The organism is Neobacillus phoenicis, assembly GCF_047302305.1.
Classification (GTDB): Bacteria; Bacillota; Bacilli; order Bacillales; family Cytobacillaceae; genus Neobacillus.
The window spans coordinates 3,430,252-3,453,316 of the sequence record NZ_CP154847.1 but is presented as its reverse complement, the minus strand read 5'-3'; the positions used below and the strand labels follow the sequence as shown (position 1 = coordinate 3,453,316).

26 protein-coding genes are annotated in these 23,065 nt (G+C 39.1%); 22 read left to right on the top strand and 4 right to left on the bottom strand.

The genetic code is table 11. The features are described from left to right. The first annotated feature begins 7 nt into the window (after window positions 1-7). The 7 genes from thiW (at window position 8) to AA0X95_RS17850 (ending at window position 6,028) form a co-directional block, all read left to right on the top strand. Complete coding sequence (thiW, locus tag AA0X95_RS17880; RefSeq protein WP_413300183.1) at window positions 8-514, top strand: energy coupling factor transporter S component ThiW; 507 nt, start codon at window positions 8-10, stop codon at window positions 512-514. Between the two features lie 13 nt (window positions 515-527). Beyond that, window positions 528-1,811, top strand: a complete 1,284-nt coding sequence (locus tag AA0X95_RS17875) for an acetylornithine deacetylase (protein ID WP_413300181.1) — start codon at window positions 528-530, stop codon at window positions 1,809-1,811. 1 nt (window position 1,812) lies between these two features. Beyond that, on the top strand, window positions 1,813-2,484 hold the full coding sequence (tenA, locus tag AA0X95_RS17870; protein ID WP_413300179.1) for a thiaminase II: 672 nt from the start codon (window positions 1,813-1,815) through the stop codon (window positions 2,482-2,484). Beyond that, window positions 2,468-3,229 carry an ABC transporter ATP-binding protein gene (locus AA0X95_RS17865; RefSeq protein WP_413300177.1) on the top strand — a complete coding sequence of 254 codons (762 nt, stop codon included), beginning with the start codon at window positions 2,468-2,470 and terminating at the stop codon, window positions 3,227-3,229. The genes tenA and AA0X95_RS17865 overlap by 17 nt, the downstream gene beginning before the upstream one ends. Then, window positions 3,219-3,989, top strand: a complete 771-nt coding sequence (locus AA0X95_RS17860) for an ABC transporter permease (RefSeq protein ID WP_413300175.1) — start codon at window positions 3,219-3,221, stop codon at window positions 3,987-3,989. The genes AA0X95_RS17865 and AA0X95_RS17860 overlap by 11 nt, the downstream gene beginning before the upstream one ends. A 17-nt stretch (window positions 3,990-4,006) precedes the next feature. Beyond that, window positions 4,007-5,014, top strand: coding sequence for an ABC transporter substrate-binding protein (locus AA0X95_RS17855; protein WP_413300173.1), 1,008 nt, complete (start codon window positions 4,007-4,009; stop codon window positions 5,012-5,014). A gap of 192 nt (window positions 5,015-5,206) precedes the next feature. Then, the gene (locus AA0X95_RS17850) at window positions 5,207-6,028 is read left to right on the top strand and encodes a YitT family protein (protein WP_413300171.1); all 822 of its coding nucleotides are present in this window, start codon (window positions 5,207-5,209) and stop codon (window positions 6,026-6,028) included. 53 nt (window positions 6,029-6,081) lie between these two features. Here the strand turns inward: AA0X95_RS17850 and AA0X95_RS17845 are convergent, their stop codons facing one another. Together AA0X95_RS17845 and AA0X95_RS17840 are read right to left on the bottom strand one after the other, a co-directional pair. Next, on the bottom strand, window positions 6,082-6,810 hold the full coding sequence (locus tag AA0X95_RS17845; RefSeq protein ID WP_413300169.1) for a protein-glutamine gamma-glutamyltransferase: 729 nt from the start codon (window positions 6,808-6,810) through the stop codon (window positions 6,082-6,084). 127 nt (window positions 6,811-6,937) lie between these two features. Further along, entirely contained in the window at window positions 6,938-8,155 is a 1,218-nt protein-coding gene (locus AA0X95_RS17840; RefSeq protein ID WP_413300167.1) for an MFS transporter, read from the bottom strand. A gap of 333 nt (window positions 8,156-8,488) precedes the next feature. Between AA0X95_RS17840 and AA0X95_RS17835 the strand changes: the two genes are divergently transcribed. From AA0X95_RS17835 to AA0X95_RS17815, 5 genes are all read left to right on the top strand, one after another. After that, a complete protein-coding gene (locus tag AA0X95_RS17835) occupies window positions 8,489-8,689 on the top strand; it encodes a cold-shock protein (RefSeq protein ID WP_308079596.1) in 201 nt (66 codons plus the stop codon). A 298-nt stretch (window positions 8,690-8,987) separates the two neighbouring features. Further along, complete coding sequence (locus AA0X95_RS17830) at window positions 8,988-9,821, top strand: hypothetical protein (protein WP_413300165.1); 834 nt, start codon at window positions 8,988-8,990, stop codon at window positions 9,819-9,821. A 404-nt stretch (window positions 9,822-10,225) separates the two neighbouring features. After that, entirely contained in the window at window positions 10,226-10,744 is a 519-nt protein-coding gene (locus AA0X95_RS17825) for a hypothetical protein (RefSeq protein ID WP_413300163.1), read from the top strand. Window positions 10,745-10,819: 75 nt separating this feature from the next. Beyond that, window positions 10,820-12,178, top strand: a complete 1,359-nt coding sequence (locus AA0X95_RS17820; RefSeq protein WP_413300161.1) for an MATE family efflux transporter — start codon at window positions 10,820-10,822, stop codon at window positions 12,176-12,178. A gap of 201 nt (window positions 12,179-12,379) precedes the next feature. After that, a complete protein-coding gene (locus AA0X95_RS17815) occupies window positions 12,380-12,748 on the top strand; it encodes a hypothetical protein (protein WP_413300159.1) in 369 nt (122 codons plus the stop codon). A 55-nt stretch (window positions 12,749-12,803) separates the two neighbouring features. Here AA0X95_RS17815 and AA0X95_RS17810 read toward each other — a convergent pair whose 3' ends face one another. Next, on the bottom strand, window positions 12,804-13,001 hold the full coding sequence (locus tag AA0X95_RS17810; protein WP_413300157.1) for a hypothetical protein: 198 nt from the start codon (window positions 12,999-13,001) through the stop codon (window positions 12,804-12,806). A 217-nt stretch (window positions 13,002-13,218) separates the two neighbouring features. Here AA0X95_RS17810 and AA0X95_RS17805 point away from each other — a divergent pair, with 217 nt between their 5' ends. From AA0X95_RS17805 to AA0X95_RS17765, 9 genes are all read left to right on the top strand, one after another. Beyond that, window positions 13,219-14,247 carry a Bug family tripartite tricarboxylate transporter substrate binding protein gene (locus tag AA0X95_RS17805; RefSeq protein WP_413300155.1) on the top strand — a complete coding sequence of 343 codons (1,029 nt, stop codon included), beginning with the start codon at window positions 13,219-13,221 and terminating at the stop codon, window positions 14,245-14,247. 58 nt (window positions 14,248-14,305) lie between these two features. Next, complete coding sequence (locus AA0X95_RS17800; RefSeq protein WP_413300153.1) at window positions 14,306-14,758, top strand: tripartite tricarboxylate transporter TctB family protein; 453 nt, start codon at window positions 14,306-14,308, stop codon at window positions 14,756-14,758. A gap of 30 nt (window positions 14,759-14,788) precedes the next feature. Further along, the gene (locus AA0X95_RS17795) at window positions 14,789-16,315 is read left to right on the top strand and encodes a tripartite tricarboxylate transporter permease (RefSeq protein ID WP_413300151.1); all 1,527 of its coding nucleotides are present in this window, start codon (window positions 14,789-14,791) and stop codon (window positions 16,313-16,315) included. 73 nt (window positions 16,316-16,388) lie between these two features. Further along, on the top strand, window positions 16,389-17,981 hold the full coding sequence (locus AA0X95_RS17790; protein WP_413300149.1) for an ATP-binding protein: 1,593 nt from the start codon (window positions 16,389-16,391) through the stop codon (window positions 17,979-17,981). Next, entirely contained in the window at window positions 17,978-18,682 is a 705-nt protein-coding gene (locus AA0X95_RS17785) for a response regulator (protein WP_413300148.1), read from the top strand. The genes AA0X95_RS17790 and AA0X95_RS17785 overlap by 4 nt, the downstream gene beginning before the upstream one ends. Window positions 18,683-18,812: 130 nt before the next feature. Next, entirely contained in the window at window positions 18,813-19,538 is a 726-nt protein-coding gene (locus AA0X95_RS17780) for a sigma-70 family RNA polymerase sigma factor (RefSeq protein WP_413300146.1), read from the top strand. Window positions 19,539-19,567: 29 nt separating this feature from the next. Next, complete coding sequence (gene clpP, locus AA0X95_RS17775) at window positions 19,568-20,149, top strand: ATP-dependent Clp endopeptidase proteolytic subunit ClpP (protein ID WP_413300144.1); 582 nt, start codon at window positions 19,568-19,570, stop codon at window positions 20,147-20,149. Window positions 20,150-20,286: 137 nt separating this feature from the next. Then, entirely contained in the window at window positions 20,287-20,697 is a 411-nt protein-coding gene (locus AA0X95_RS17770) for a tetratricopeptide repeat protein (protein ID WP_413300142.1), read from the top strand. A gap of 158 nt (window positions 20,698-20,855) precedes the next feature. After that, window positions 20,856-21,335 carry a hypothetical protein gene (locus tag AA0X95_RS17765; protein ID WP_413300140.1) on the top strand — a complete coding sequence of 160 codons (480 nt, stop codon included), beginning with the start codon at window positions 20,856-20,858 and terminating at the stop codon, window positions 21,333-21,335. 53 nt (window positions 21,336-21,388) lie between these two features. Here AA0X95_RS17765 and AA0X95_RS17760 read toward each other — a convergent pair whose 3' ends face one another. Next, the gene (locus AA0X95_RS17760; protein ID WP_413300138.1) at window positions 21,389-22,129 is read right to left on the bottom strand and encodes an HAD family hydrolase; all 741 of its coding nucleotides are present in this window, start codon (window positions 22,127-22,129) and stop codon (window positions 21,389-21,391) included. A 234-nt stretch (window positions 22,130-22,363) separates the two neighbouring features. Between AA0X95_RS17760 and AA0X95_RS17755 the strand changes: the two genes are divergently transcribed. Further along, window positions 22,364-22,933, top strand: a complete 570-nt coding sequence (locus AA0X95_RS17755; RefSeq protein WP_413310086.1) for an MOSC domain-containing protein — start codon at window positions 22,364-22,366, stop codon at window positions 22,931-22,933. The last annotated feature ends 132 nt before the right edge of the window (window positions 22,934-23,065 follow it).

The window sequence follows — 23,065 nt, the reverse complement described above, 5'->3', positions numbered from 1 at the left end:
GGCAAGAATGAAGAAAACACAAAAGCTTACTTTAACCGCCATGATGATTGCAATTGGAACCATGTCCAGTAATCTCTTTTATATTCCCATTGGATTTACCAAGGTATTTCCTATACAACATTTCTTGAATGTGCTGTCAGCAGTACTTTTAGGGCCTTATTACGCTGTTGCACAGGCCTTTTGTGTCTCATTATTAAGAAATATTATGGGTACGGGATCTCCGTTTGCCTTCCCAGGCAGTATGGTTGGAGCATTGCTCGCATCTCTATTATTCCTGAAAACTAGAAAAATCTATTTAGCGTTTTTCGGTGAAGTAATCGGGACAGGTATTATTGGTGCGATGCTGTGTTATCCAATTGCAACACTTTTGCTTGGACAAAAAGGGACCTTATTTGGGTTTATCCCCTTGTTTATTTTTAGCTCATTTGCCGGTGCCTTGATTGGATTTGTAATCTTAACCGTATTTTTACGGAAAAAAGTAGTAAAGATTGAGGAGCCTCAAGCCAAAATGTAAGGTGGTACGGAAAATGTGTAAAGAAATAGCTGAAAGAATTGAAGTTGAGGTAGGAGCGAGAAAAGATGAACTTCTTGCATTGCTAGCCAAACTGGTTGCTTACCCTACAGTAAGCCCTCCAGCCCGCAATACCAATGCAGTACAGGAATATATTAAAGGATTTTTAGAAGATTTGGGATTTCAAACGGATAAATGGGATGTGTATCCTGGAGATCCGAATGTAGTTGGCGTTTTGCCGGGTGAGGCTTCTAACCAATATAATAGCTTGATAATAAATGGTCATGTGGACGTTGCTGAGATAGGAGATGACAAGGAGTGGGAATCTTCTCCATTTAGCACTAGAATAAAAGATTCCTTTATTTATGGTCGTGGTGTCGCTGATATGAAAGGTGGAATGGCGGCATCACTCATTGCGATTAAGCTTTTGAAAGAAATGGGCGTTACTTTGGGTGGCGATCTTCAATTTCAATCCGTCATTGGGGAAGAGGTAGGGGAGGCTGGAACCCAGGCATGTGTAGAGCGGGGCTATACCGCTGATTATGCTGTAGTGGTAGATACGAGTGATTTACATATACAAGGACAGGGCGGCGTTATTACTGGATGGATTACGGTTCAAAGCAAAGAGACCTATCATGATGGACTGCGGAGAAAAATGATTCATGCAGGTGGTGGCCTAAAAGGGGCCAGTGCCATTGAGAAAATGATGAAGATCATCGCGGGACTTCAGGAACTGGAGAGACATTGGGCTGTGACGAAAAGCTATGAAGGCTTTCCACCTGGGACGAATACAATTAATCCGGCAGTCATTGAAGGAGGAAGGCATGCAGCTTTTGTGGCAGACCAATGTGCATTGTGGGTTACGGTTCATTTTTATCCGAATGAAGACTATGAAGACGTGATCAAGGAAATTGAACAACATATCGGTGCTGTTGCTGCGGCCGATCCTTGGCTTAGAGAGAATCCGCCAACTTTTGTTTGGGGTGGGAAATCTATGATTGAGGACCGTGGCGAGATTTTTCCTTCATTGGAATTGGATGCAAACCAATTGGGAACCAAGACGTTAACAGCAGTTTATGAAAAAATGATAAACAGCACGCCAATAATTGGGATGTCTACAACCGTTACAGATGCCGGATGGCTCGGACGTGCAGGTATACCAACCGCCATTTTTGGACCAGGTAAATTGGAAGATGCGCACGCTGTCAATGAGAAGGTCGAAATTCGTCAATTGCTAGACTTTGCTAAAGTTCTAGCTATGTTTATCGCAGAATGGTGCAACACCAGAAAAGAGGGGTAGCATGAAATTTTCTGAGAGACTTTATCAAAAAGTACATGATATTTGGGAGAAAACTCACGAGCATCCATTTGTTATCGGAATGGGAAAAGGGGACCTTCCAACTGAATCGTTTATTCGTTACATGAAACAGGATTACGTGTTCTTAATTGATTATTCTAAGCTTTTTGCTTTAGCGGCTGTGAAATCAAGAGAAATTGAAACGATGGCTGCTTTTGCCAAGCTGTTGCATGAGACTTTACATGGGGAAATGGATTTGCACCGGGAATATGCGGCACGATTCGGGATTACGAATCAGCAATTAGAAGAGACAAGACCAAGTCCAATTAATCTAGCTTATACACGATACATGCTACATGTAGCACAAAATGGTTCACTTGAAGAATTAATTTCGTCGTTATTACCATGTATGTGGAGCTACTGGGAAATCGGCAAGATGCTAGCGAAAGAATATCAAGGTGCTAGCGAACACTATCTATATGGTGGCTGGGTGAAAATGTATTCATCGAAGGAATTTGGTGAGTTAGCTGAGTGGCTTATTCATTTACTAGATTCATTGACAGAGGGAAAACCAGAATGGGAATTAGCTATCTTGGAACAGCATTTTCTGACAACTTCCCGCTTTGAATATATGTTCTGGGATATGGTTTACCAGGGAGGTGAGTGGCCTGTCTAAACTGTCAATGTTATCGATTAACAAGCTCTCCTACTCATTCGGTGGGGAACGAGCGATTTTCGATCAGATTTCACTAGATGTTAACTCGGGAGAATTTGTTTCCGTCATTGGTGCAAGTGGTTCTGGAAAAAGCACACTTTTTAAGTTGATTACAGGTTTACTGGCACCGGAACAGGGTGAGATCCAAATCAAAGGTCAGCACTCTGGGAAAAGAACGGGAAGTGTAGGGTACATGCCACAAAAGGATTTACTTTTACCCTGGAGGACGGTAGTAGAAAATGTTTTGCTCCCAATAGAAATTGCAAAGGAAAGTAAACAAAGAAAACTACCGGCGGTCCGGGAGTGGCTCGATCGTTTTGGTTTAGCTGCATATGAAAATGCCTATCCGGGTGAACTGTCTGGAGGAATGAGGCAGCGAGTGGCTTTTCTTCGAACGCTTATGACCGGAAAGGATCTTTTATTATTAGATGAACCGTTTGGTGCGCTTGATTCTCTGACCAAAAGAAAAATGCATAGCTGGTTATTAGGGCTGTGGGGGGAGCTACAAAAAACGGTGTTGTTCATCACTCATGACCTAGAGGAAGCGATTTTATTAAGTGATAGGATTTATGTGCTGAAAGGTGATCGAGGAGTTCAAGAGGTTAAAGTGAAGCTTTCTAGACCAAGAAAAGCAGAACTGATTTACGAAACAGAGTTTATGCGGATGAGAAAAGAATTGGAGTGGCTGATTCAAGATGAGAACTAGAGTAAAAAAGTGGTCTGGAGATTATGGGTTGTTTTTACTGGTTGTGATTCTTCTTGTCAGTCTTTGGGAATGGGTAGTGAGAAAGGAATTCATACCAGCCTTTATTTTACCATCTCCTTCAGCCATATGGGCATCGTTGGTCGAAAACCGGGAACTTTTGCTGGGGGAACATCTGCCGGCAACTTTGAAGGAAGTCTTAATTGGTTTTGTGATTTCGGTTGTTGGAGGTGTGCTACTAGGGGTTGGGATGCATTTTTCACGTCCATTAGAGAAAATCCTTTATCCATTTTTAGTTATCTCGCAAACAGTGCCGTTAATTGCGATTTCTCCGATCTTCATTATGTGGTTTGGCTATTCGATTTGGAGCAAGATTGCGGTAACAATCCTAACAGCCTTTTTTCCAATTGTCGTTAGTACGTATGATGGATTGAAATCAGGTGGAAGTGAGTTCCGTGAATTACTTTCAACGATGGGTGCAAACCGCTGGACTATATTTCAAAAAGTACAGGTTCCGATGGCTTTGCCTGCGTTTTTATCAGGCTTGAAATTGTCGGTTGTTTACTGTGTCGTTGGAGCAACGATTGGTGAGTGGTTAGGTGCTAGTGAAGGGCTTGGGTACTTCAGCAGACGAATGTCAGGAAATCTGAAGGCAGATGCCGTGTTTGCTGCCATTTTTCTTTTATCCTTACTAGGAATTGTCCTGTTTTTAATAATTGGTTTAGTAGAAAAGCAAGTATTGAAAAATAAATTTCGCAACTAAGAGAGGTTAATTTAATAATGAAGAAAAGTGTTTTGATCGTGCTCAGTTTATTGTTGATGATGTTAAGTGCTTGTGGAAAAAGCAATGAGAAGGCTTCTGATTCGAAGGAATCTAGCGGGAATAAAAAACTCGAGAAAGTTAGCTTAATGCTGGATTGGTATCCAAACGCCGTACACTCGTTTCTATATGCTGCAGAGGAAAAGGGTTATTTTAAAGAGCAAGGCCTGGATGTAGATATTCAGATGCCTGCCGATACAAATGATCCACTTAAATTGGTTGCTGCCGAACAAATCGATATGGCAATAAGCTATCAGCCACAGGTTCTAGTGGCACGCGGTGAAGAGATCCCTGTTCAATCTTTCGGTGCTATTGTTCGTCATCCCCTTAATCAATTAATGGTTCCTGCAGATGGTCCTGTTCAATCACCAAAGGATTTAGCCGGAAAAACAATCGGCTATCCTTCCGTTCCACTCGATGAAGCGATCGTACAATCGATGGTTAAATCTGATGGCGGCGATGAGAAAAAGGTGAAAATGGTTGATGTAGGTTGGGACTTAATTCCGGCGATGGCAACGAAGAAAACAGATGCGCTAATTGGCGGTTATATCAATCATGAAAAATTATTGCTAGAAAAAGAAGGACATCCGATGCGAACTCTAAATCCTGCTGATTTTGGTGTACCGGATTATTATGAATTAGTATTGGTCGCAAGTGAAAAGGGATTAAAAGCAAAACCAGAAGTGTTTAAGAAGTTTATGACAGCAATTGGAGATGGACAAAAGTTTGTAGCGGAACATCCAGAAGAGGGATTGGCAATTTTATTAAAGCACGAGGATAAATCTTCCCCACTTGAGAAGGATATTGAGACAAAGAGCTTGGAAATGCTCTTACCACTAATGGACGCAAAAGACAAACCGTTCGGCTATCAAGATCCTGAAACTTGGAACAAGGTTGCGGAATGGCTAAAGGATAATAAAGTGATTAAAAAAGAGGTAAACGCCGAGGACTCGTTTAAAAATTTATAGGGTGGAAGGCGGCACAAATTGAAAATAGATTTCATTTATGATCGCTAGTTTAAAAAATGAAATGACTATCAAAAGGTATATTCTTTTGATAGTCATTTTTTATTCGTATAAAGCGAATTTTGTATAATGACAAAGGACATAATCTAAAGAAACAACCTACTATCAACAAGTGAACATTTAGAGGTGCTTAATTTGTTTCGATTAATTTATCAAATCATACTAGTAGGACTATGTTCCATGCTTTTTGGGTTTGCCTATAACACGTTTCTTATCCCTCATAAATTGGCTTCTGGTGGTGTTACTGGGATTGCTTTCTTTATTCATCATTATTTACATGTCAATACTGGTTTAATTGTTTTATTAATCAATATTCCGCTATTACTTTTGGGTATAAAATATTTAGGAAAAAGATTTATTTTTTTTACCATCTATTCAGTTGTCGTTTTATCTATCAGTTTGAAAGTATTTCCTATTCATGCAATAACTAATGATATTTTACTCTCATCCATTATAGGTGGCGCTTTATATGGACTTGCTGTGGGACTTGTCATCCGGACTGGGGGTTCAACAGGTGGAACAGATATCGTCAGCCTGATTTTGTCTCAAAAAAAGAACATACAAGTTGGATTTTTAAGTGCATGTATGAACCTTCTTGTAGTTGGTACTTCAGGTTTTATATTTGGATGGGATATCACTTTATATACGGTCATCGCTATTTATGTAGCAGGTCGTGCAGTCGATATGGTTTACACAACTCAAAACAAATTAACCTTAAGGATTGTCACTGAAAAAGGAGAGGAATTAATAGACGCCCTTATTCATTTACACTCCAGGGGGATTACGGTACATAACGCAGAAGGTGCCTATGCCCATAACCCAAAAAAAGTCCTAACAACCGTGATAACAAGATTTGAACTGAATGAAACAAAACATACCATTAAAATTACCGATCCGAATGCTTTTGTAAACATCTCACAAACCCTGGAAGTAATGGGACGGTTCAGAAAAAATTAAGAAAGCAGCCTCACCGTCCCAAAGATTGTTCACAGATGGTGCCTGACACCTTCTTAACGAAATGACTGATAATGGAGTCGAGTGATAAGTGTCATTAAGTAAGCGGAATGCTGGGGATTGGGTTTTCTTTTGTTATTAAGGAAGTTTATGATGGTGCTTGCATTTCTGATTCCAATTCCATGTCCTTGGTATAAATCGTCCCCAAAATAGATGACATTTTCGGCACGCCAATGGGGTTCATTAGGGTTGAAATCTGGATTGTTGAAATGGAGAATGTCACCAGGCAAGTAGTCGTCTCCATACTTTTGATACATTTTCATATCCTCATCAAATTGCCAATCCATTAAATAAAGATTGCTAAAGAGAAGATCAAACCTTGAGCTTCCTATAGAGTAAAGAGTGGCAATGTATAACACAATGGCAACAGCGGTGGAACATTCAAAGGCATAGAGAGTCCCATTTTTTATGATATCTAAAATAGCTACGGAAGGTCTGATATTGGGTTTTATGAGAAAGCCTCCATTATTCAGACGATTCCAATACTGTTTATTGCAAAAGGCATACTGAAAGGTAGTAAACTTTGCACCACTTTTATCTTGTTGACGAGCAGCAGTCATTGTATTCGATCGGAACATCAATTCAAATTTTAGTTGATCTAGTGTGGCATACGCATAATTCCCACTATATTTCTCCATATATTCAATTATAGTTCTTTGTTCCTTATTCGTAATATGAGGAAATAAATCCTTTGGCTTCACACGCTGATGATTAATAATTATCATATTTGCCTCCTGTTCCTGATTCCGACAAATCACTTCCTTTTAAAAATATGAAACTTTGCCACGACAAATGACTGCATTAAATTGGACAACAAAAAAGGTTGGATTTTATCCAACCTATATCCTTTATTTAGCTTTTTAGTAGTGCAGGCTTTTGGTTTTTCATGAATTTAATGTACATAAGTAAAAATACGAATGCACTAATTAGCCGAAGCACGGTGCTGATTTCCATTGATTTCTGCATGCCGGTTGTTTCTAATAGCCATATGCCAATTTGAGGGGCGATAAAGGCAACGAATGACAGGAGAACATTATAGGTGGTAATACAATAGGTTCTTTTATCCTTTGGCGACTGTTCCAACAAAAGATTAAACAGCAGGAGCATGGTGCCGGAAACAAAAAATCCAGATGTCATGGCAACAAAAGTTAGATAGTATAGATTCGTTGACAATACATTCAAAATTGGTGCGGTTGCCATACCAACTGCTACCCAGACGAGCATAAGTGTATTGGATTTTTGTTCGGCCCATTTTTTCCATAAAGGAAACGAAAAGATTTGCACCAATTGGTTCGCTACGGAAAAGATACTGATCCAAAGAATCGTAGCATGGGCATATTTTACGTTATAGATATTAAATAATCCCCAAACCAACTGCCAGGTGAAATTAAAGCAAAGAGCAGATACTAGAAACCATTTATACCCGTTATCCTTAAAAATTGACCAATCCATAATCGAATTTTGTTCTTTGTTCTTCTTCGGCTCCGCCTTTTCTTTATGTTTCAGCAAAAAGAACACTTCTAACAGCCCAAAAATAAAAGCAATGAAGAATAAACATTGATAGGCGAGTGCATTGTCCGTTTGCTTTTTCATGACGATCCCGATAATTAGGGTGGTAACCATCCCAACAATGGTTAAAAGCCGATTTCTATCACTAAAAAATGAACCTCTTCGTTCTTCACTAATCATTCCACTTATTAGTGTTTGCCAACCAATGTTAGAAATGGTTCCTGGAACATTCATTAAAGCAACAATAATTAAAAATGCCCAGGCTTGATAGTCAGAAGCAACGAAGGCTACTCCGATTAACAATAAAAACATGATTCTGGCCCAAAAAACGGACATCGCCACCGTTCTTTTTTGCTGCTCTAAACGATTTAATACAATCGCAGCAGGAATAGTAGTTAATAGTGCAACAAGTGGGGGAAGTGAACTAATCAACCCAACCTGATAATTAGTAGCGCCAAGAATAGAAATGGCGAAAATAGGAAAAAAATTACCCGCAAGATTCACAGCAATGGTTGACACCATTCCATGATAAATACTAATTTTTTCATTATATGTGCGCATGTGTCTTCACCGTTTCATATTTAATTTACTTTGTTATTATACAATCGTTCATAGATATTTTGATGAAAAATAATTTAATATTTTAAAATAATTTCATTTTACGGTGTTGGCAACCTCAAAAGACAATGTTTGTTAGGTTTATAATGTAATCTCAACTGATTATATTTGAAAAAAGTTTTTATTCGTTTGCTTTATCTAATTGTTTCTGTTATAGTTAAGAAGAATTATTTTTGTGGATCGGCAAGAGCGTTAAGTGAACAGCTTTCTGTCTTGAAGATTTGAGCAAGGATAGTACCAAAATGTGTGCACAGCACACAGCAGGAGGATACACAAATGGAACAAGGTAAAGTAAAATGGTTTAATGCAGAAAAAGGTTTTGGATTCATCGAGCGCGAAGGTGGAGACGATGTATTCGTACATTTCTCAGCTATCCAAGGCGAAGGTTTCAAATCTCTTGACGAAGGCCAAACAGTAACTTTTGACGTTGAGCAAGGTCAACGTGGACCACAAGCTTCTAACGTTCGTAAAGCTTAATAAAAGCTTTATATAAATGAAAAAGACTCTCTTGTAGAGTCTTTTTTTTGTATACTTTTGAAAAGTATCGGAAGACAAACAAAAACCTCCGTTCTCATCGAAAGAACAGAGGCTATGAATCAATAAAGCAAATGGTAAAAACAGTATAACATAGAAAATAGAAAAGACCTACTTTTTCTGAAAAAAATAATATTCCTCCAAGTCATCTTAAATTTAGACCAGATTTGGCAACGCAAATTAATGTTTTTCAAATGAAATGATATAATCTACACATATACATAATGGAAGGAAGTGTGGAGTGGTGATCGAGCGGCCGCAAATAGAACAATCTGAGCTAACAAAATATATTCCGCCAAAGGGTGAGTTCGATACCTTTCGGGATGAGGATCATTATAAGGAAAAGCTAAAGGAATGGGGGCTTTCTTCAGCGAAGGAAGCAAAAAGGGAATTTTGGTACAAAGACCGGAATTACCAGCGTCTTGTATCCATTAGGGGTTATGAAACCTACGGTAGTGCGGCAGAATTTAATACTATTGTTATTGAATTTAACGATGGCCAGTTGAGCTGTATCCACCCAGCCTATTTAAAGGAAATGCAGCAATCAAGCTTTGGGAAAGAAAGCTTGTTGAATCTTGAGGATAATGACATTCCGACAGTTGAAAGTGATAGCAACAAAGAGGATAGTTCGCCTGCACTTAGTAAAACATCAGCTGTCAAAGAACTTCCGAAAACAGAAGCAGAGCCAAAGCCTAAGCAAGCAAAAGTGAAAGAAACAAAGCCGAAGAAAGAGAAGGCTCCAAAGCTCGAGTTGCCAGCTGAAAAAGTACACTTTACTGCAACGGTTAAACAGTTTGCCTTGACTTACAATCCGTTCAATGAAGAAAATGATGAAGTTGTTGTCTTAGAGGATGTAAAAATCATTCAGGACAATCCAATTGAAGTTGGTTTTGCGTGGTGCAGTCACAGTAAAACCCTTAAAAAGTTTGAACTGGCCGTTGGAGATAAACTTGAATTTGACGGCAAAGTAGCGGCTAAGAAGTTAGCGAAGGGAAAAGATGTAGAGGAAGAATTTCTTGTTGATGTGCCGGTTCTATATAAAGTAAATAATCCTTCTAAAATTGTAAAGAACTAGCTGGGACATAGGACCTTGGTATAGACGTGCGAATGGGTGCACGTCTATTTTTTTATTTGCATTTTATAGCTATTGTAGATTTTGGCTCTATGTTGATTAGAGCGGTAGCAGCGAGGTCCACGAAAATGCTATCGCATTTCCTTCATGCGGTGCTTATGCTTTTCAAAGCCCTATGGAAAAGAAGTTCGATTAATAAAAAGATTAGGTAAGGTGAACTACATTTATCTTGAATGTACATTGAGATGCGGGCATGATTGCCTAGAAGCATGCCAGGTATTTTCTCCATCAGGTAAATCGGTCTCGTAGAACCCGAATACGCGACCTAAACCCTTCACCATCTAAGTTGAAAGGGGAGACAGAACATGAAATAATTTGTAAAATATGACAGGAAGGAGTGGTTTGAATTGTTGATAAAAATGAAGAGACAAGTGTTTGATTCACTTGATGATAGTGCATTGCCAAAGGCCTGTTTTGAACCTATTATCCCGATGATACGTGCAAAAGATGGAGTGGTAAAATCCACTGTTTATAAACAGCTAAGAACGGGACAGCAAAGATTATTCATGTTCAATGCCTACTACAATCACGCAAAAAATTCTTTAGCAGAGTTTTATTGGTGGACTGCCTATTATTTAGCCCAACCGAAAGCATGGTCCGAGATCAAAGCAGCAGTAGAGTATTTTAATCTTAATGAAATGTGGGAACTTCTTGAGAAAATGGAAACATTTCTTAAAGAGAAGTTAAATACAAGTAGTTTAGAAAAGTTTGAGATTTCCTACAATGACCTAGACCGTGATCCGCAGCTGTTCTCTTACTTCAATTCACTCAACACTCAATTCATCGAAATCTCACCTGCCGTATTAAAACAAATTGGGAAGGTTATCAGAAATACACCAACAGACTTTATAGATTTTGAAAAGTAAACTTATTTAGAGGAAAATAATTCGAAATAGAGTATAATAAAGGTTCGGATTTTTAATCACAAGGAGCACACTGTTATGAATCAGACCTTTACAATCAGGGAAAAGACAAAACAAATAATTGTCTTATTAATTCCCATTTTAATTACACAGCTAGGCATGTTTTCGATGGTATTTTTTAATACGATTATGTCAGGGAAATATCATTCTTCCGATTTAGCAGGAGTGGCGATTGGCTCCTCGGTTTGGAGCCCTATTTTTATGGGAATCAGCGGCATTTTGCTAGCGGTTTCACCTATTGCGGCACAACGATTTGGTGAAAAGCGGAATAATGAAGTGTCCTCTGTTGTGAAACATGGTATGTATCTTTCCTTTTTAATTGCCCTCGTGGTTATTATTCTGGGATCCTTTTTATTAGATCCCATTTTAGACAAAATGAAACTGCCTAAGGCGGTTCAAGACACCGCATTTGATTATTTAGTTGGTCTTAGTTTTGGAATTGTCCCTCTCTTTATTTTTAACGTTCTAAGATCGTTTATTTACGCTCTAGGGAAAACCCGTGTGATTATGGTGATCATGCTCGCATCGTTACCACTAAATTTTTTCTTGAACTACGCGTTTATCTTTGGACATTTTGGCTTTCCAGAGTTAGGGGGCGCTGGAGCAGGATATGCGACGTCGATCACTTACTGGGCCATCATGGGGATGACGATTTTTATTGTAAAAACACAAGATCCATTCTCATCCTATCCGGTTTTCAGTAACAAGAAGGAATTCTCGTGGGAAGAATGTAAGGAAATTTTAAAGATAGGTGTCCCCATGGGACTTTCCACTTTTTTCGAGACAAGTATGTTTGCAGTGGTCACGATTCTATTAAGTAAATTTAACGTCACAACGATTGCAGCTTATCAATCGGCTTTAAATATCGTGTCATTCTTGTATATGATTCCCATTAGTATCTCCACGGCACTGACCGTTCTTGTTGGCTTTGAAGTCGGTTCACGGCGTTATAAAGACGCCAAACAATACAGCTGGCTTGGGGTGTATTTGGCTATTTTCATTGCCCTCTTTACGGGATTGTTAGTGGTTTTGTTCCGTTATCAAGTAGCTGGCTTATATTCGAACGAAACGGCCGTAATCAATTTAACAGCTAACTTTTTAATCTTTGCCCTGTTTTTTCAAATATCTGATGCCATTCAGGCAACAGCACAGGCGGCATTAAGAGGGTATAAGGATGTCAATCTCGCGTTTATCATGACGTTAATCGCCTATTGGCTAATATGTCTCCCAGTCGGCTTCGCATTGGCCCATTACACAAGCTTAGAAGCAAGGGGCTATTGGATAGGATTAACCGTAGGACTACTAGCAGCAGGAATCGCCTTATCCCTCAGACTGATCTACATCCAGAAGAAGAAATTCGTGACAATAGAAGGGTAGATTCTATTTGGGTGTCAGGCACTATCTGTGGACATTTGTCTTCTTGAGGTGGACATTTTGCCGGTACTAAAATACCATCAAAAATGGGACTAACTTCAGGTTGGTCCTTTTTTGTTTTTGTAAAAGGAATGGTTTACTTATTATTCCAGTGGTAAAATAAAAGATAATGGGTGATCGAAATCCGCTTGCGGGGTGACTATAGTGGGGAGAAAAGTAAACTTTACCAAGGATGAATTTGTGCTTAGGTTAAACGGGGTCCTGAGTGTATTTGCACTCAAATGGCAATTGAGAATTCCTTACAAGGCAATTAAACGTGTCTATATCGATGAATTTGATCCACCGATGTGGATGCTTAAAATGCCTGGCACTGCGATTGCACCACTAAACATTTTTGAAGGTAGTTTTAAGTTTGGAAATGAGTGGTATTTTATATCCTGTGAACACAATGTTCCCCTGGTTCACCTAGAAGTAGACGGGTTTGGAAAATATAAATATATTATTTTTGAAATGGAAAACCCAAGAGCCGTAATGATTGAATTACGCAAAAAACTAAGAGAATTAGATGAGTAATCAATTAAAATAGCAAATAAATGACGCCATTCTTAATAAGAATGGCGTCTTGTCGTTAAAATAATTTTTTCATGCCTAACCATTTGGAAAATAGACTTTGTTGTTTATCAGTAATTATTAATTCGTCCATTATTAATTTTTCACGATTAGTAGAAATCCAATTCTTCAATTCTTGTTTGTCCTTACAACGCGTATAATATGTTTCCCCACCTTTTCCAAGTGCGTTGACAACATACCTACAAGTGTTCCCCATAGTGCCCACCTTTAAATGTAATAATGTATTCTAATTGGATTATATCAGGCTTATAAAAATAGTCCACTATTATTTTTCTGCAAAATTCTCCAAATTTCCTCCCGTGAACAAAATGAACAAAATGGTTTCTAAGATTTTAATGCTGTTTAAATACATAATCTTTTCAAGGGCAAAAGATTTTGTAAAATTAAGAAAACGTTTACAAGGGGGAAACAAAATGTTTTCATTCAAAAGAATTTCAGCAGTCATGTGTGCAGGTGCATTGGCATTAAGCCTTGGTGCTTGCAGCAGTAATGAAACCGCTAGCTCAGGTAAAAAGGAAGAAGGTACAGGCTATCCAACGAAAGCCATTACGGTTGTAGCTCCTTCGGGTGCGGGGGGTGGCTGGGATCTAACCGCACGTTCCTTTACAAAAGTACTTAGCGAGACAAAATTGGTAACTCAGCCATTGACAGTAGAGAATAAGCCAGGTGGTGGTGGAGCTGTATTTATGGCCGAGTACGCTACCCAGCAAGCGGCAAACAACGATATGCTCTTTGTTAGTTCACCACCGATCATTATTAACAACCTCAAAAAGGAAGGAAACAGTCCTTACGGCTACAAAAACACCACTCCATTAGCGCAGCTAACGAAGGATTTCGGTGCCATTGTTGTAAAAGCCGATTCAAAATATAAGGACCTTAAATCTGTCTTGGATGACGTGAAAAAGGACCCTACTAAACTAACATTTGCAGGCGGTTCCGCACCTGGTTCGATGGACCATTTGATTTCCATTCTTCCAGCGTACAAATACGGTGTGGACCCTACGAAAATTAAATATGTCTCCTATGATGGCGGTGGGGAAGCGATTACTGCACTACTTGGAGGAAATGCGGATGTGATCGGAACCGACGCTTCTAGTGTAAAGGAATTTTTAAAGGCAGGTAAGATTCGAGTGTTAGCTGTCACTTCAACTGATCGGTTAACAGGTGATTTTAAAGATGTTCCGACCGCAAAGGAACAAGGAATTGACGCCGAATTTACGATTTGGCGCGGAGTATTCGGTCCTGAAAAGATGTCTAAGGAAGCAAAAACGTATTGGGAAAAAACGATTGATAAGCTTGTCAAGTCACCTGAGTGGAAGAAGGAAGTAGAAACTCAAGGCTGGGAGCTACAGTACAAAAACAGTGGCGATTTCAAAACGTTTTTAGAAGAACAAGATAAACAAGTCCAGCAATTATTAGAAGCATTGGGCATGCAAAAGTAATGGTGTGGGAAGGAGTGTACGCTCTCCTTCCCCTATTAGTTAAGGAGGGGGTATGAAGATGGATATCAAATTCGATCGTGTCGCATCAGTCATGTTTCTTGCGGTTGGTGTGTTATTTATGATTGGTAGTAAGCAGCTATCAAGCTCGTCCTATGGTAGTGTAGTTGGTCCTGATATTTTTCCATTTATTCTTGGTATTATCCTTGTATTATTAAGTATTCGCTTGTTTTATGAAACAATCATCTTAAAGGGAGAGCATAGGGAAAAGGGCAAATTAGAATATAAGCCGTTTTTAATCATTTTAGTCGCCACACTGGTTTATATCTTAACCTTGGAAACAATAGGATATGTAATTACCACTTTTGTCTTTTTATTTGTTTGCTTTCAAACCATGGAACGTTCGAAGTGGGTGACATCCCTAATCATATCTGCTGCTTTTTCAGGAATCGTTTACTTTTTATTTGTTGAGGTGTTAAAAGGTACACTTCCAGGTTGGCCTATTTGGTTTTAACTAAAGCACTAGAGGAGAGGAGGAAAGATCGTGAGTACATTAGATTATTTATTTCAAGGCTTTGGAACGGCCCTTATTTGGTATAATATCATTTTTGCTTTTGTTGGGGTTTTAATTGGAACTGCAGTTGGTGTATTGCCAGGTATTGGTCCGATGAGCGGTGTGGCACTTCTTATTCCGGTAACGGCATCGATTACTGGCGGGCTTCCACCAGAACAAGCCGCTACAAGTGCAATCATACTATTGGCAGGAGTTTACTATGGAGCGATGTATGGGGGTTCTACCACATCCATTCTATTAAATACACCAGGAGAATCATCCTCTGTCGTCACAACATTGGACGGTTATCAGATGGCAAAGAAAGGACGGGCAGGCAGTGCACTATCCATCGCAGCAATTGGATCGTTCGTAGCTGGAATCGTGACACTAATAGCCTTGATTGCCCTAGCCAAGCCTTTATCAGAAGTGGCCCTGAAATTTGGTCCCGCTGAATATTTTTCCTTAATGCTCCTGGGACTGGGGGCTGTTAGCGGATTAGCTGGTAAGTCGGTAACGAAAGCTTTAATCATGACTGTTTGTGGGTTATTACTCGGAACTATTGGAATTGATAGTGTTTCCGGGATTGCTAGATTTACATTCGATGTCCCATGGCTTTACCAAGGAATTGAGTTTCTAACGATAGCGGTAGGGTTGTTTGCGCTCGGTGAAGTATTCAAGACCATTTTAGAAAAAGAAGAAGAAGAAGTGGATATAGCAAAAATTAATAATCTGCTGCCATCCAAAGAGGAGTTGAAAGAATCAGCTGGACCGATTGCCCGCGGGAGTATCCTTGGTTTCTTTGTTGGCATCTTACCAGGCGCCGGGGCAACACTTGCATCCTTCTTCTCTTATATTCTTGAAAAAAAGATTTCCAAAACTCCTGCTAAATTTGGAACCGGAACGATAGCGGGGGTGGCGGCACCAGAATCAGCGAATAATGCAGCATCTGGGGGCGCCATGATTCCATTATTAACATTAGGAATACCAGGCTCAGGCACCACAGCTATACTTATGGGGGCTTTGATGATGTACAATGTTCAGCCAGGCCCATTGTTATTTGAAGACCATCCACAGGTTGCCTGGGGATTAATTGCCAGCATGTTCATCGGTAACATTATGCTGCTAGTTTTAAACCTACCACTTGTGAAGGTGTTCGCTAAAATTATTGAAACACCAAAGAAATACTTAATTCCTATGATTATAGCGATTTCCATTTTCGGTGTTTATGCCGTTCAGGTATCAACGAACGACCTCCTCCTTTTGTTGGGGTGTGGTGTTCTCGGATATTTTTTCAATAAAAATGATTATCCAATTGCCCCGCTAGTTCTTGGTCTAGTTCTCGGACCAATGATTGAAAATAACCTTAGAAGAGCCCTGACCATATCGAATGGTGATTACAGTGTATTTGTTACACGGCCGATTTCTTTAGCATTCCTTCTCATCACTGTCCTTTGGCTGGTTGTTCCGTTCATGATGAAACGAAGAGGGAAAGAAGTAATCATCAATGTAGAAGGGTAAGATTCTGAAGATTGAGAAAAAACTCCTTTTGTATAGGAGTTTTTTTTATTATGATAGAGTTAGAGGTGTTTTTATGCGCTTACATACGAAGCTAATGCTAGGAATCTCCATACTTATTATTGTCCTTGGAACGATTATAGAATTTACATTTAAAAATATTATGGAATCAAATTTGAAGCATGAAATCGGGTCCAAAGCGTTATCAGTTGCTCAATCAATCGCCAATATGCCAGAGATTCAGTCAGCGTTTCGGACCAATAATCCTTCAACGATTATTCAGCCCATTGCTGAAAATATTAGAAAACAAGTGGGGGCAGAATTTATCGTCATAGGGAACAGAAACGAAATCCGCTACTCGCATCCCAACCCGGATCGTTTGGGTCAAAAAATGGTAGGGGGAGACAATGGTCAAGTATTTAAAGGAGAGTCTGTTATTTCCGAATCGACGGGGACGTTAGGTCCTTCCCTTAGGGGAAAAGCCCCCATTTTTAGTGATGGGGAAGTCATTGGCGTGGTTTCAGTTGGCTATTTGCAAACGGATATTGAAAAAGAGATTTCAAAGTTACAGAAGAAAATTTTTGTTGCGGCATTAATTATATTAATAGGCGGGTTATTGGCAGCTCTATTAATCTCGTTAAATATTAAAAGAGCTATTTTTGGACTAGAACCAAAAGAAATCGCATGGATGTACCAAGAGAAACACGCAATCTTGGAATCTATTCATGAGGGAATCATTGCCATCGATACCGATGGGAGAATTACGGTCGTGAATGAAACCGCTCATACGATTTTGAAGGTGCCCAATCATATCCTGCTGAGAGGAAAAAAAATTGAAGAGGTGCTGGTTAATACCAACCTGCTTGAAGTGGTTCGGACGGGACAAGCCGAGTATGACCAGGAAATAATTATTATGGGCGAGGTGTATTTAGCCAATCGTATTCCTATTTTTAATAACAAAAGGGAAGTAGTTGGCGCTGTTGCCAGTTTTCGAAATAAGTCGGAGCTTGCTCAGCTACTGCAGGAATTATCCCATGTTAAAGCCTACGCAGAGGGATTGCGCGCCCAAACCCATGAATATTCGAATCGTCTCTATACTCTACTTGGCCTGATTCAACTGGGGTCCTATCAGGAAGCCATTGATTTTATTTCAAAAGAAGTAGATGTTGCCCAGGGGTTCATTCAATTCTTAATGAAAGAAGTACCTGATCCTATTATTGCAGGGTTTATCTTAGGAAAAGTTAGTTTAGCAAGCGAGTTGAAAATACATTTTTCGATCGATAGAGAAAGCAGTTTTAAAGATGTTCCACCTGAAATTAGCAGAGAGGCATTAGTAACAGTAATAGGAAACCTCATCAATAATGCATTTGAAGCTGTAAAGGAAAATGAAAAGCAAGAAAAGAGTGTTTCTTTATTTTTGACCGATTTGGGTAAAGAACTGATTATTGAAGTAGAGGACAACGGCAAAGGGATGGATTCAGACACGAGTGAACAGATTTTTCAGGCAGGTTTTACCACAAAAAATACAAGCAGCAATGCTGGTATTGGACTTAGTTTAGTGCAAAAAGCGCTAAATGACTTAGGGGGAACAATTACATTTTCTTCGAATGCGGGAGAAGGATCGATTTTCACAGTAGCAATACCAAAAAGCAAGGGGGGATTTGTATGAATAGCGGTCAAACAATCACCGTGTTAATTGTTGAGGATGATCTAAGGGTAGCGGAAATCCAAAAGCGGTTTCTTGAACAAATAGAGGGGTTTGAGACAGTTGGGATTGCAGCCAGTTATATTGAGGCAAAAACGTTAATTGAGATCCTCCAGCCAGACTTACTTATACTAGATGTGTATTTTCCAGATATGAATGGACTAGACTTACTAAAGGAAACGAAACAGCAGACCAAACAAATGGATGTCATCATGATTACAGCAACAAAAGAGATTCACAAAGTTCAGGAAGCCATTAGTATTGGTGTATTCGATTATATTATTAAACCCGTCGTGTTTGAACGTTTCAAACAATCATTGTTACGATATAAAGAGTATCATACAAAACTGATCCAATTTGGCAGAGAGAGTCTTCATGTCACCCAGCAACAGGTAGACAAACTGTTGCGCAAAGAGAATGAAGGTGGAGGGAATGAAAGGGTTTATCTACCTAAAGGAATCGATCCGCTGACACTTGAAAAGGTATTGGAGGTCCTAGGCAGGGAAGGTAGAGGGCTTACGGCCGAGCTGGTGGCTAAAGAAATTGGCGTCAGTCGCACGACTGCAAGACGATACTTAGAACATCTGGTGTCAGAAGAAAAAATTGAGGCAGACCTCTCATATGGGACTGTTGGCCGCCCTGAGCGGGTCTACCTAGTGCATTAATAAAGGATGGACAGGGTTAATTCCAATCCGAGCCACATATAGTATCACTAACAAAAAAATTTTTTGACCCCGTATCTTTTCACCCTCCTTGAAACGTTTATAGGGTAGAGAGTGCAAAGGAGTGAAATCAATGTCACACGAGCTTAGACAGGACAACATAGAAAGTTCAGAGGACGAAAACGGGTTTGAGGAAGCCTTTTGGATGGAGTATTATCCGAAACTTCAGCGGTATTGTCACTTTTTAACCCAAAATAAATGGGATGGAGAGGATATCGCCCAAGAAACGTATCTTAAGGCCTTAAGATATTTGAATCAACCGCAAAAGATGACTTCTGCTTTGTTAAATAAAATGGCTTACAATCACTGGATTGATTTGCTTCGTAAAAGAAAGAAGGAAACAATGGAAACAGATTCTGATTGTGCAAGTCATGCTACTACTCATCAACTTGATGCTCTAAATGACTCAGTGGAATTGCTTTTGAAAAATTTCACTCCTAAGCAAGCGGTTATCTTTCTTTTAAAAGAAGCTTTTCAATATCAACTGAAGGAAATAGCCGATATTCTGGAAGTAACAGAAATAGCGGTGAAGTCCAATCTCCACCGAGCGAAAAAACGATTGGAAAAAGCAAACGAAGAAGATGAGTCGTTTAATTTGGAATCGTTTTGGGATGTAGAAGAGCGGGAGCAGCTTGCAGATCTTTTTTATGAGGCGCTGAAAGATCAAGATCCTACCATTCTGATTGATGCAATACCTTCGTTAAAAAGTATTATTACGGAATCTATACTTGTTTCTAGTAGTTTCCAAAAGACCCGTCCAAATTTCTCTCCTTCAAGCACTCTCTGTATGGCTGCATAGCCAATCATTGCTTAAAGGAGGAATAGTAAATGAGTACAATTCCATATGTAATTGAGCAGTCTAATCGAGGAGAACGTTCCTATGATATTTATTCACGATTATTAAAGGACAGAATTATTATCATTGGAGATGAAATAAACGACCATACGGCGAATAGTGTGGTTGCCCAATTATTATTTTTAGCAGCCGATGCACCTGATAAAGAAATCTCACTTTATATTAATAGCCCCGGTGGTTCTACCTCTGCAGGATTTGCCATTTTTGATACGATGCAATACATTAAACCTGACATTCGCACGATTTGCACGGGTATGGCGGCCTCATTTGGAGCCATGTTGCTCCTCGCAGGGACAAAGGGAAAACGCTACGCTCTGCCAAACAGTGAAATCATGATCCATCAGCCTTTAGGGGGAGCAAGGGGGCAGGCTACGGAAATAGAAATATCCGCACGCAGAATTTTAAAGCTCAGAGAGCATATTAATGAGATCATTTCAGAACGTACCGGCCAACCGTTTGAAAAAGTCGAGAAGGATACGGACCGAGATTATTTTATGAGTGCAGAAGAAGCAAAAGAGTATGGGATTATTGATGAAATACTTTATCCAAAATGAAAATAGGTGGGTGTAAAAGAGCAATGTGAGTCCAATCGCATTGTTCTTTTTTATAGGCTATGTAAAAGCTTGTTTAATTTAGTGAATAGTTGTAGAAAACTACAAATAAATCTTTTTTATTGATATGAGGTGTAGGTATGGGGATTATTTCACTAATTAAACCCTTAAAGAAGTACGAAGACTTTGTGTATAGGGCCAATACATATGAGAATTTATTCTTAAGAAATAAGGCAATTCAAATTATGACTTCTGCAGTTAAACAACTACACTTTAGGAAAGAAGAAATTTCAAGTGGATACTTTTATCTGGGATTATTATATTCCAAAACAAAGGAATACAAATTAGCTTCAGACAGCTTTCATCGATGTCTAGAATTAATGAAAGATGAAAATTTCAGATACAATAGCAATCTCAAAAAAGCCATAGAAGCATTTATAAAAATAGGGGATAAAGAAAAGGCAAGGTTCTGGCTTCATAATCTTCTTGAACGACAAAGTTACGATAAGAAATTTAAGAAATTAGCTAAATTAAAAAGCAATATTGAGTAAATTGAATTGCCCCTTATAGGTATGTGACATGCGCTCATTTCATACATATTATCTTACAGATGAATTAGTTAAAGGTCATCATTAGCACTATCTTTATCAGTACAATGCACCTGCTGCAAGGATCCAAAGATAAGCATGAAAAACAGGAGGGGCTGAGTATGAAATTCACGATACAGTATATTCCACTGAACAAAATCAAACCTGATTTATCGCTTAAAATTACGGAGCATATTAAGAAACTCCAAAGATTAATGTGGGACTGCATGTTTGTTTTAGTTGTCAAAAAAAACCGGAAAGATGGCAGCTATATTATTGTGAGTGGGCAGGATCGATTCGAATCCCTTAAAAAACATACAAAAAATATTTATGCCCCATGTATTGTCGATAAAAGTAGTTCAACCGGAATGATATCGTGGCTTTATCGTTTACGGAATAAACAACCCCTAGATGACTTTCCTTTAATGCCACCCAGCTGGTCAATCGTTCGTTCTTTTTTGAAACAAGAGCCTCGTTTTAAAAATTTATCCCGATCTGAACAAATTAGAGTGCTGCTCATAGCTGCACGCTACAAGAAAACCGTCATTTATTCCATGAGAACAACAGTGAACGAGATACTAAGTAGTCAAAATAATTCTTAGAAATATGAAAAAGCATAGAAAAATGGCTTGGGGAATCCCAAGCCATTTTTCTATTATATTGCTTCATGAATGAAGGTATAGTCTCTTAAATAAACCGGAAGCTGTAAAAGGGATTCGAGCTCGGCGAATGTCCCACTTGGTTCAATTTCTAAATCAATGATATTATAACTCCATTCAAAATCGGACGGAATATGAATCGCATTGATGCCTAACTCGATAGCAGGTTTTACATCCGTTTTTAGAGAATTTCCAACCATCCACGTTGATTTTTTTTCACACTCTATTCTATTTAGCACTTTTTTTAACGTAGTAGAATTTTTATGCTCATGGATAAACACGCGGTCCTCAAAGTATCGATCTAATCCTAACTGATTAATCTTCCTTCTTTGATTTTTCCTATCTCCGCCTGTAAAGAGGTACAATCGATGACCATCCTCCTGCAGACTATCTAATACATCATATACATAAGGAAAGGGCTGTACTTCAAGTTCAAACACTTCTTGCCCCATTCTACGAACAAGCTCGATTTCACTTTTCTTTAACGCTCTACCATATTTGACGCAAAAATATTTGTAGGTTAATACGAATGATTCTGGGTAAAGTGAAGAATGTAAGCCGTGTTTATCCACATTTTTTACATCAATTTCTAATTGCTTTTGTAAAATTTCATCCTTTGAAAGGAAATCAAACCAGTCTTGCATCTGTTCTGCAAATTGGTTTTTTGATCTGATAAAATACTTGCTGCAGTGGATAAGGGTATCATCTAAATCCAATATTAAAGTTTGTTGATTCATATAATCAATTCCCCCTTTAATATGGTGTAAAATAATTATATGGGTAAATACTGTTACAATGCTAAAAAAACAATGTCCATCAGTAAATTACTCCTTAGGTAGTAATCCACTATACTTGTTCCCATGAAATAATCTTGCCGTTACACTAGCAAAAAATAAAGGACATACATATGGGGAACTAAATAATTTCAGATGCTCAAGCTGGGCTCGACTTTTTATAAAGGAAGAAGGTATATCATGAAAAATGCGGGAGCAAAGATAAATGCCATATTAATAGCAGATCAACCAGAATCATTTTTGACAAGAAGGATCGGTAATACCACACTTGAGTTTGGCGGGATAAGAGGGGACCGTCATTTCGGTATGGTCGTACCCTCCGATTCACGGCAGCCAATGTATCCAAAAGGGACGGAAATTTTAAATCGTCGTCAAATTACAATTGTTTCGGAAGAAGAACTTGTAGAGATAGCAGAAGGCCTCGGGGTTGAATATGTTCTGCCGGAATGGTTGGGTGCGAACCTGTTATTGAACGGATTACCAGAGCTAACGAAGCTTACGATGGGCTCACGTTTTCTCTTCCCAAGTGGAGCAGGGTTAATTTGTATGGGAGAAAATCAACCCTGTATATTTCCTGGTGAGATGATCCAAAAACATTACGAAAACCACCCAAAACTGGCCGCGAAATTTGTCAAAGCCGCCTACAAGCGACGTGGAATCGTCTGCGCTGTCGAACGCCCCGGAGAAATAAATGAAGGCGACGAAGTTCAAATCCTCATAAACGACTTCAGCAATCCTATGCAATAATAGTGGTGTCAGGCACCACAAAAAGACAGTGTCCACCTCAAGTGGACACTGTTTGCTGTTATGGAATAAGTAGTTTTTGGCCAACCCAAATGTTTGTGTTGGTGAGATTGTTTTTGTCAACAATGGCCTGGA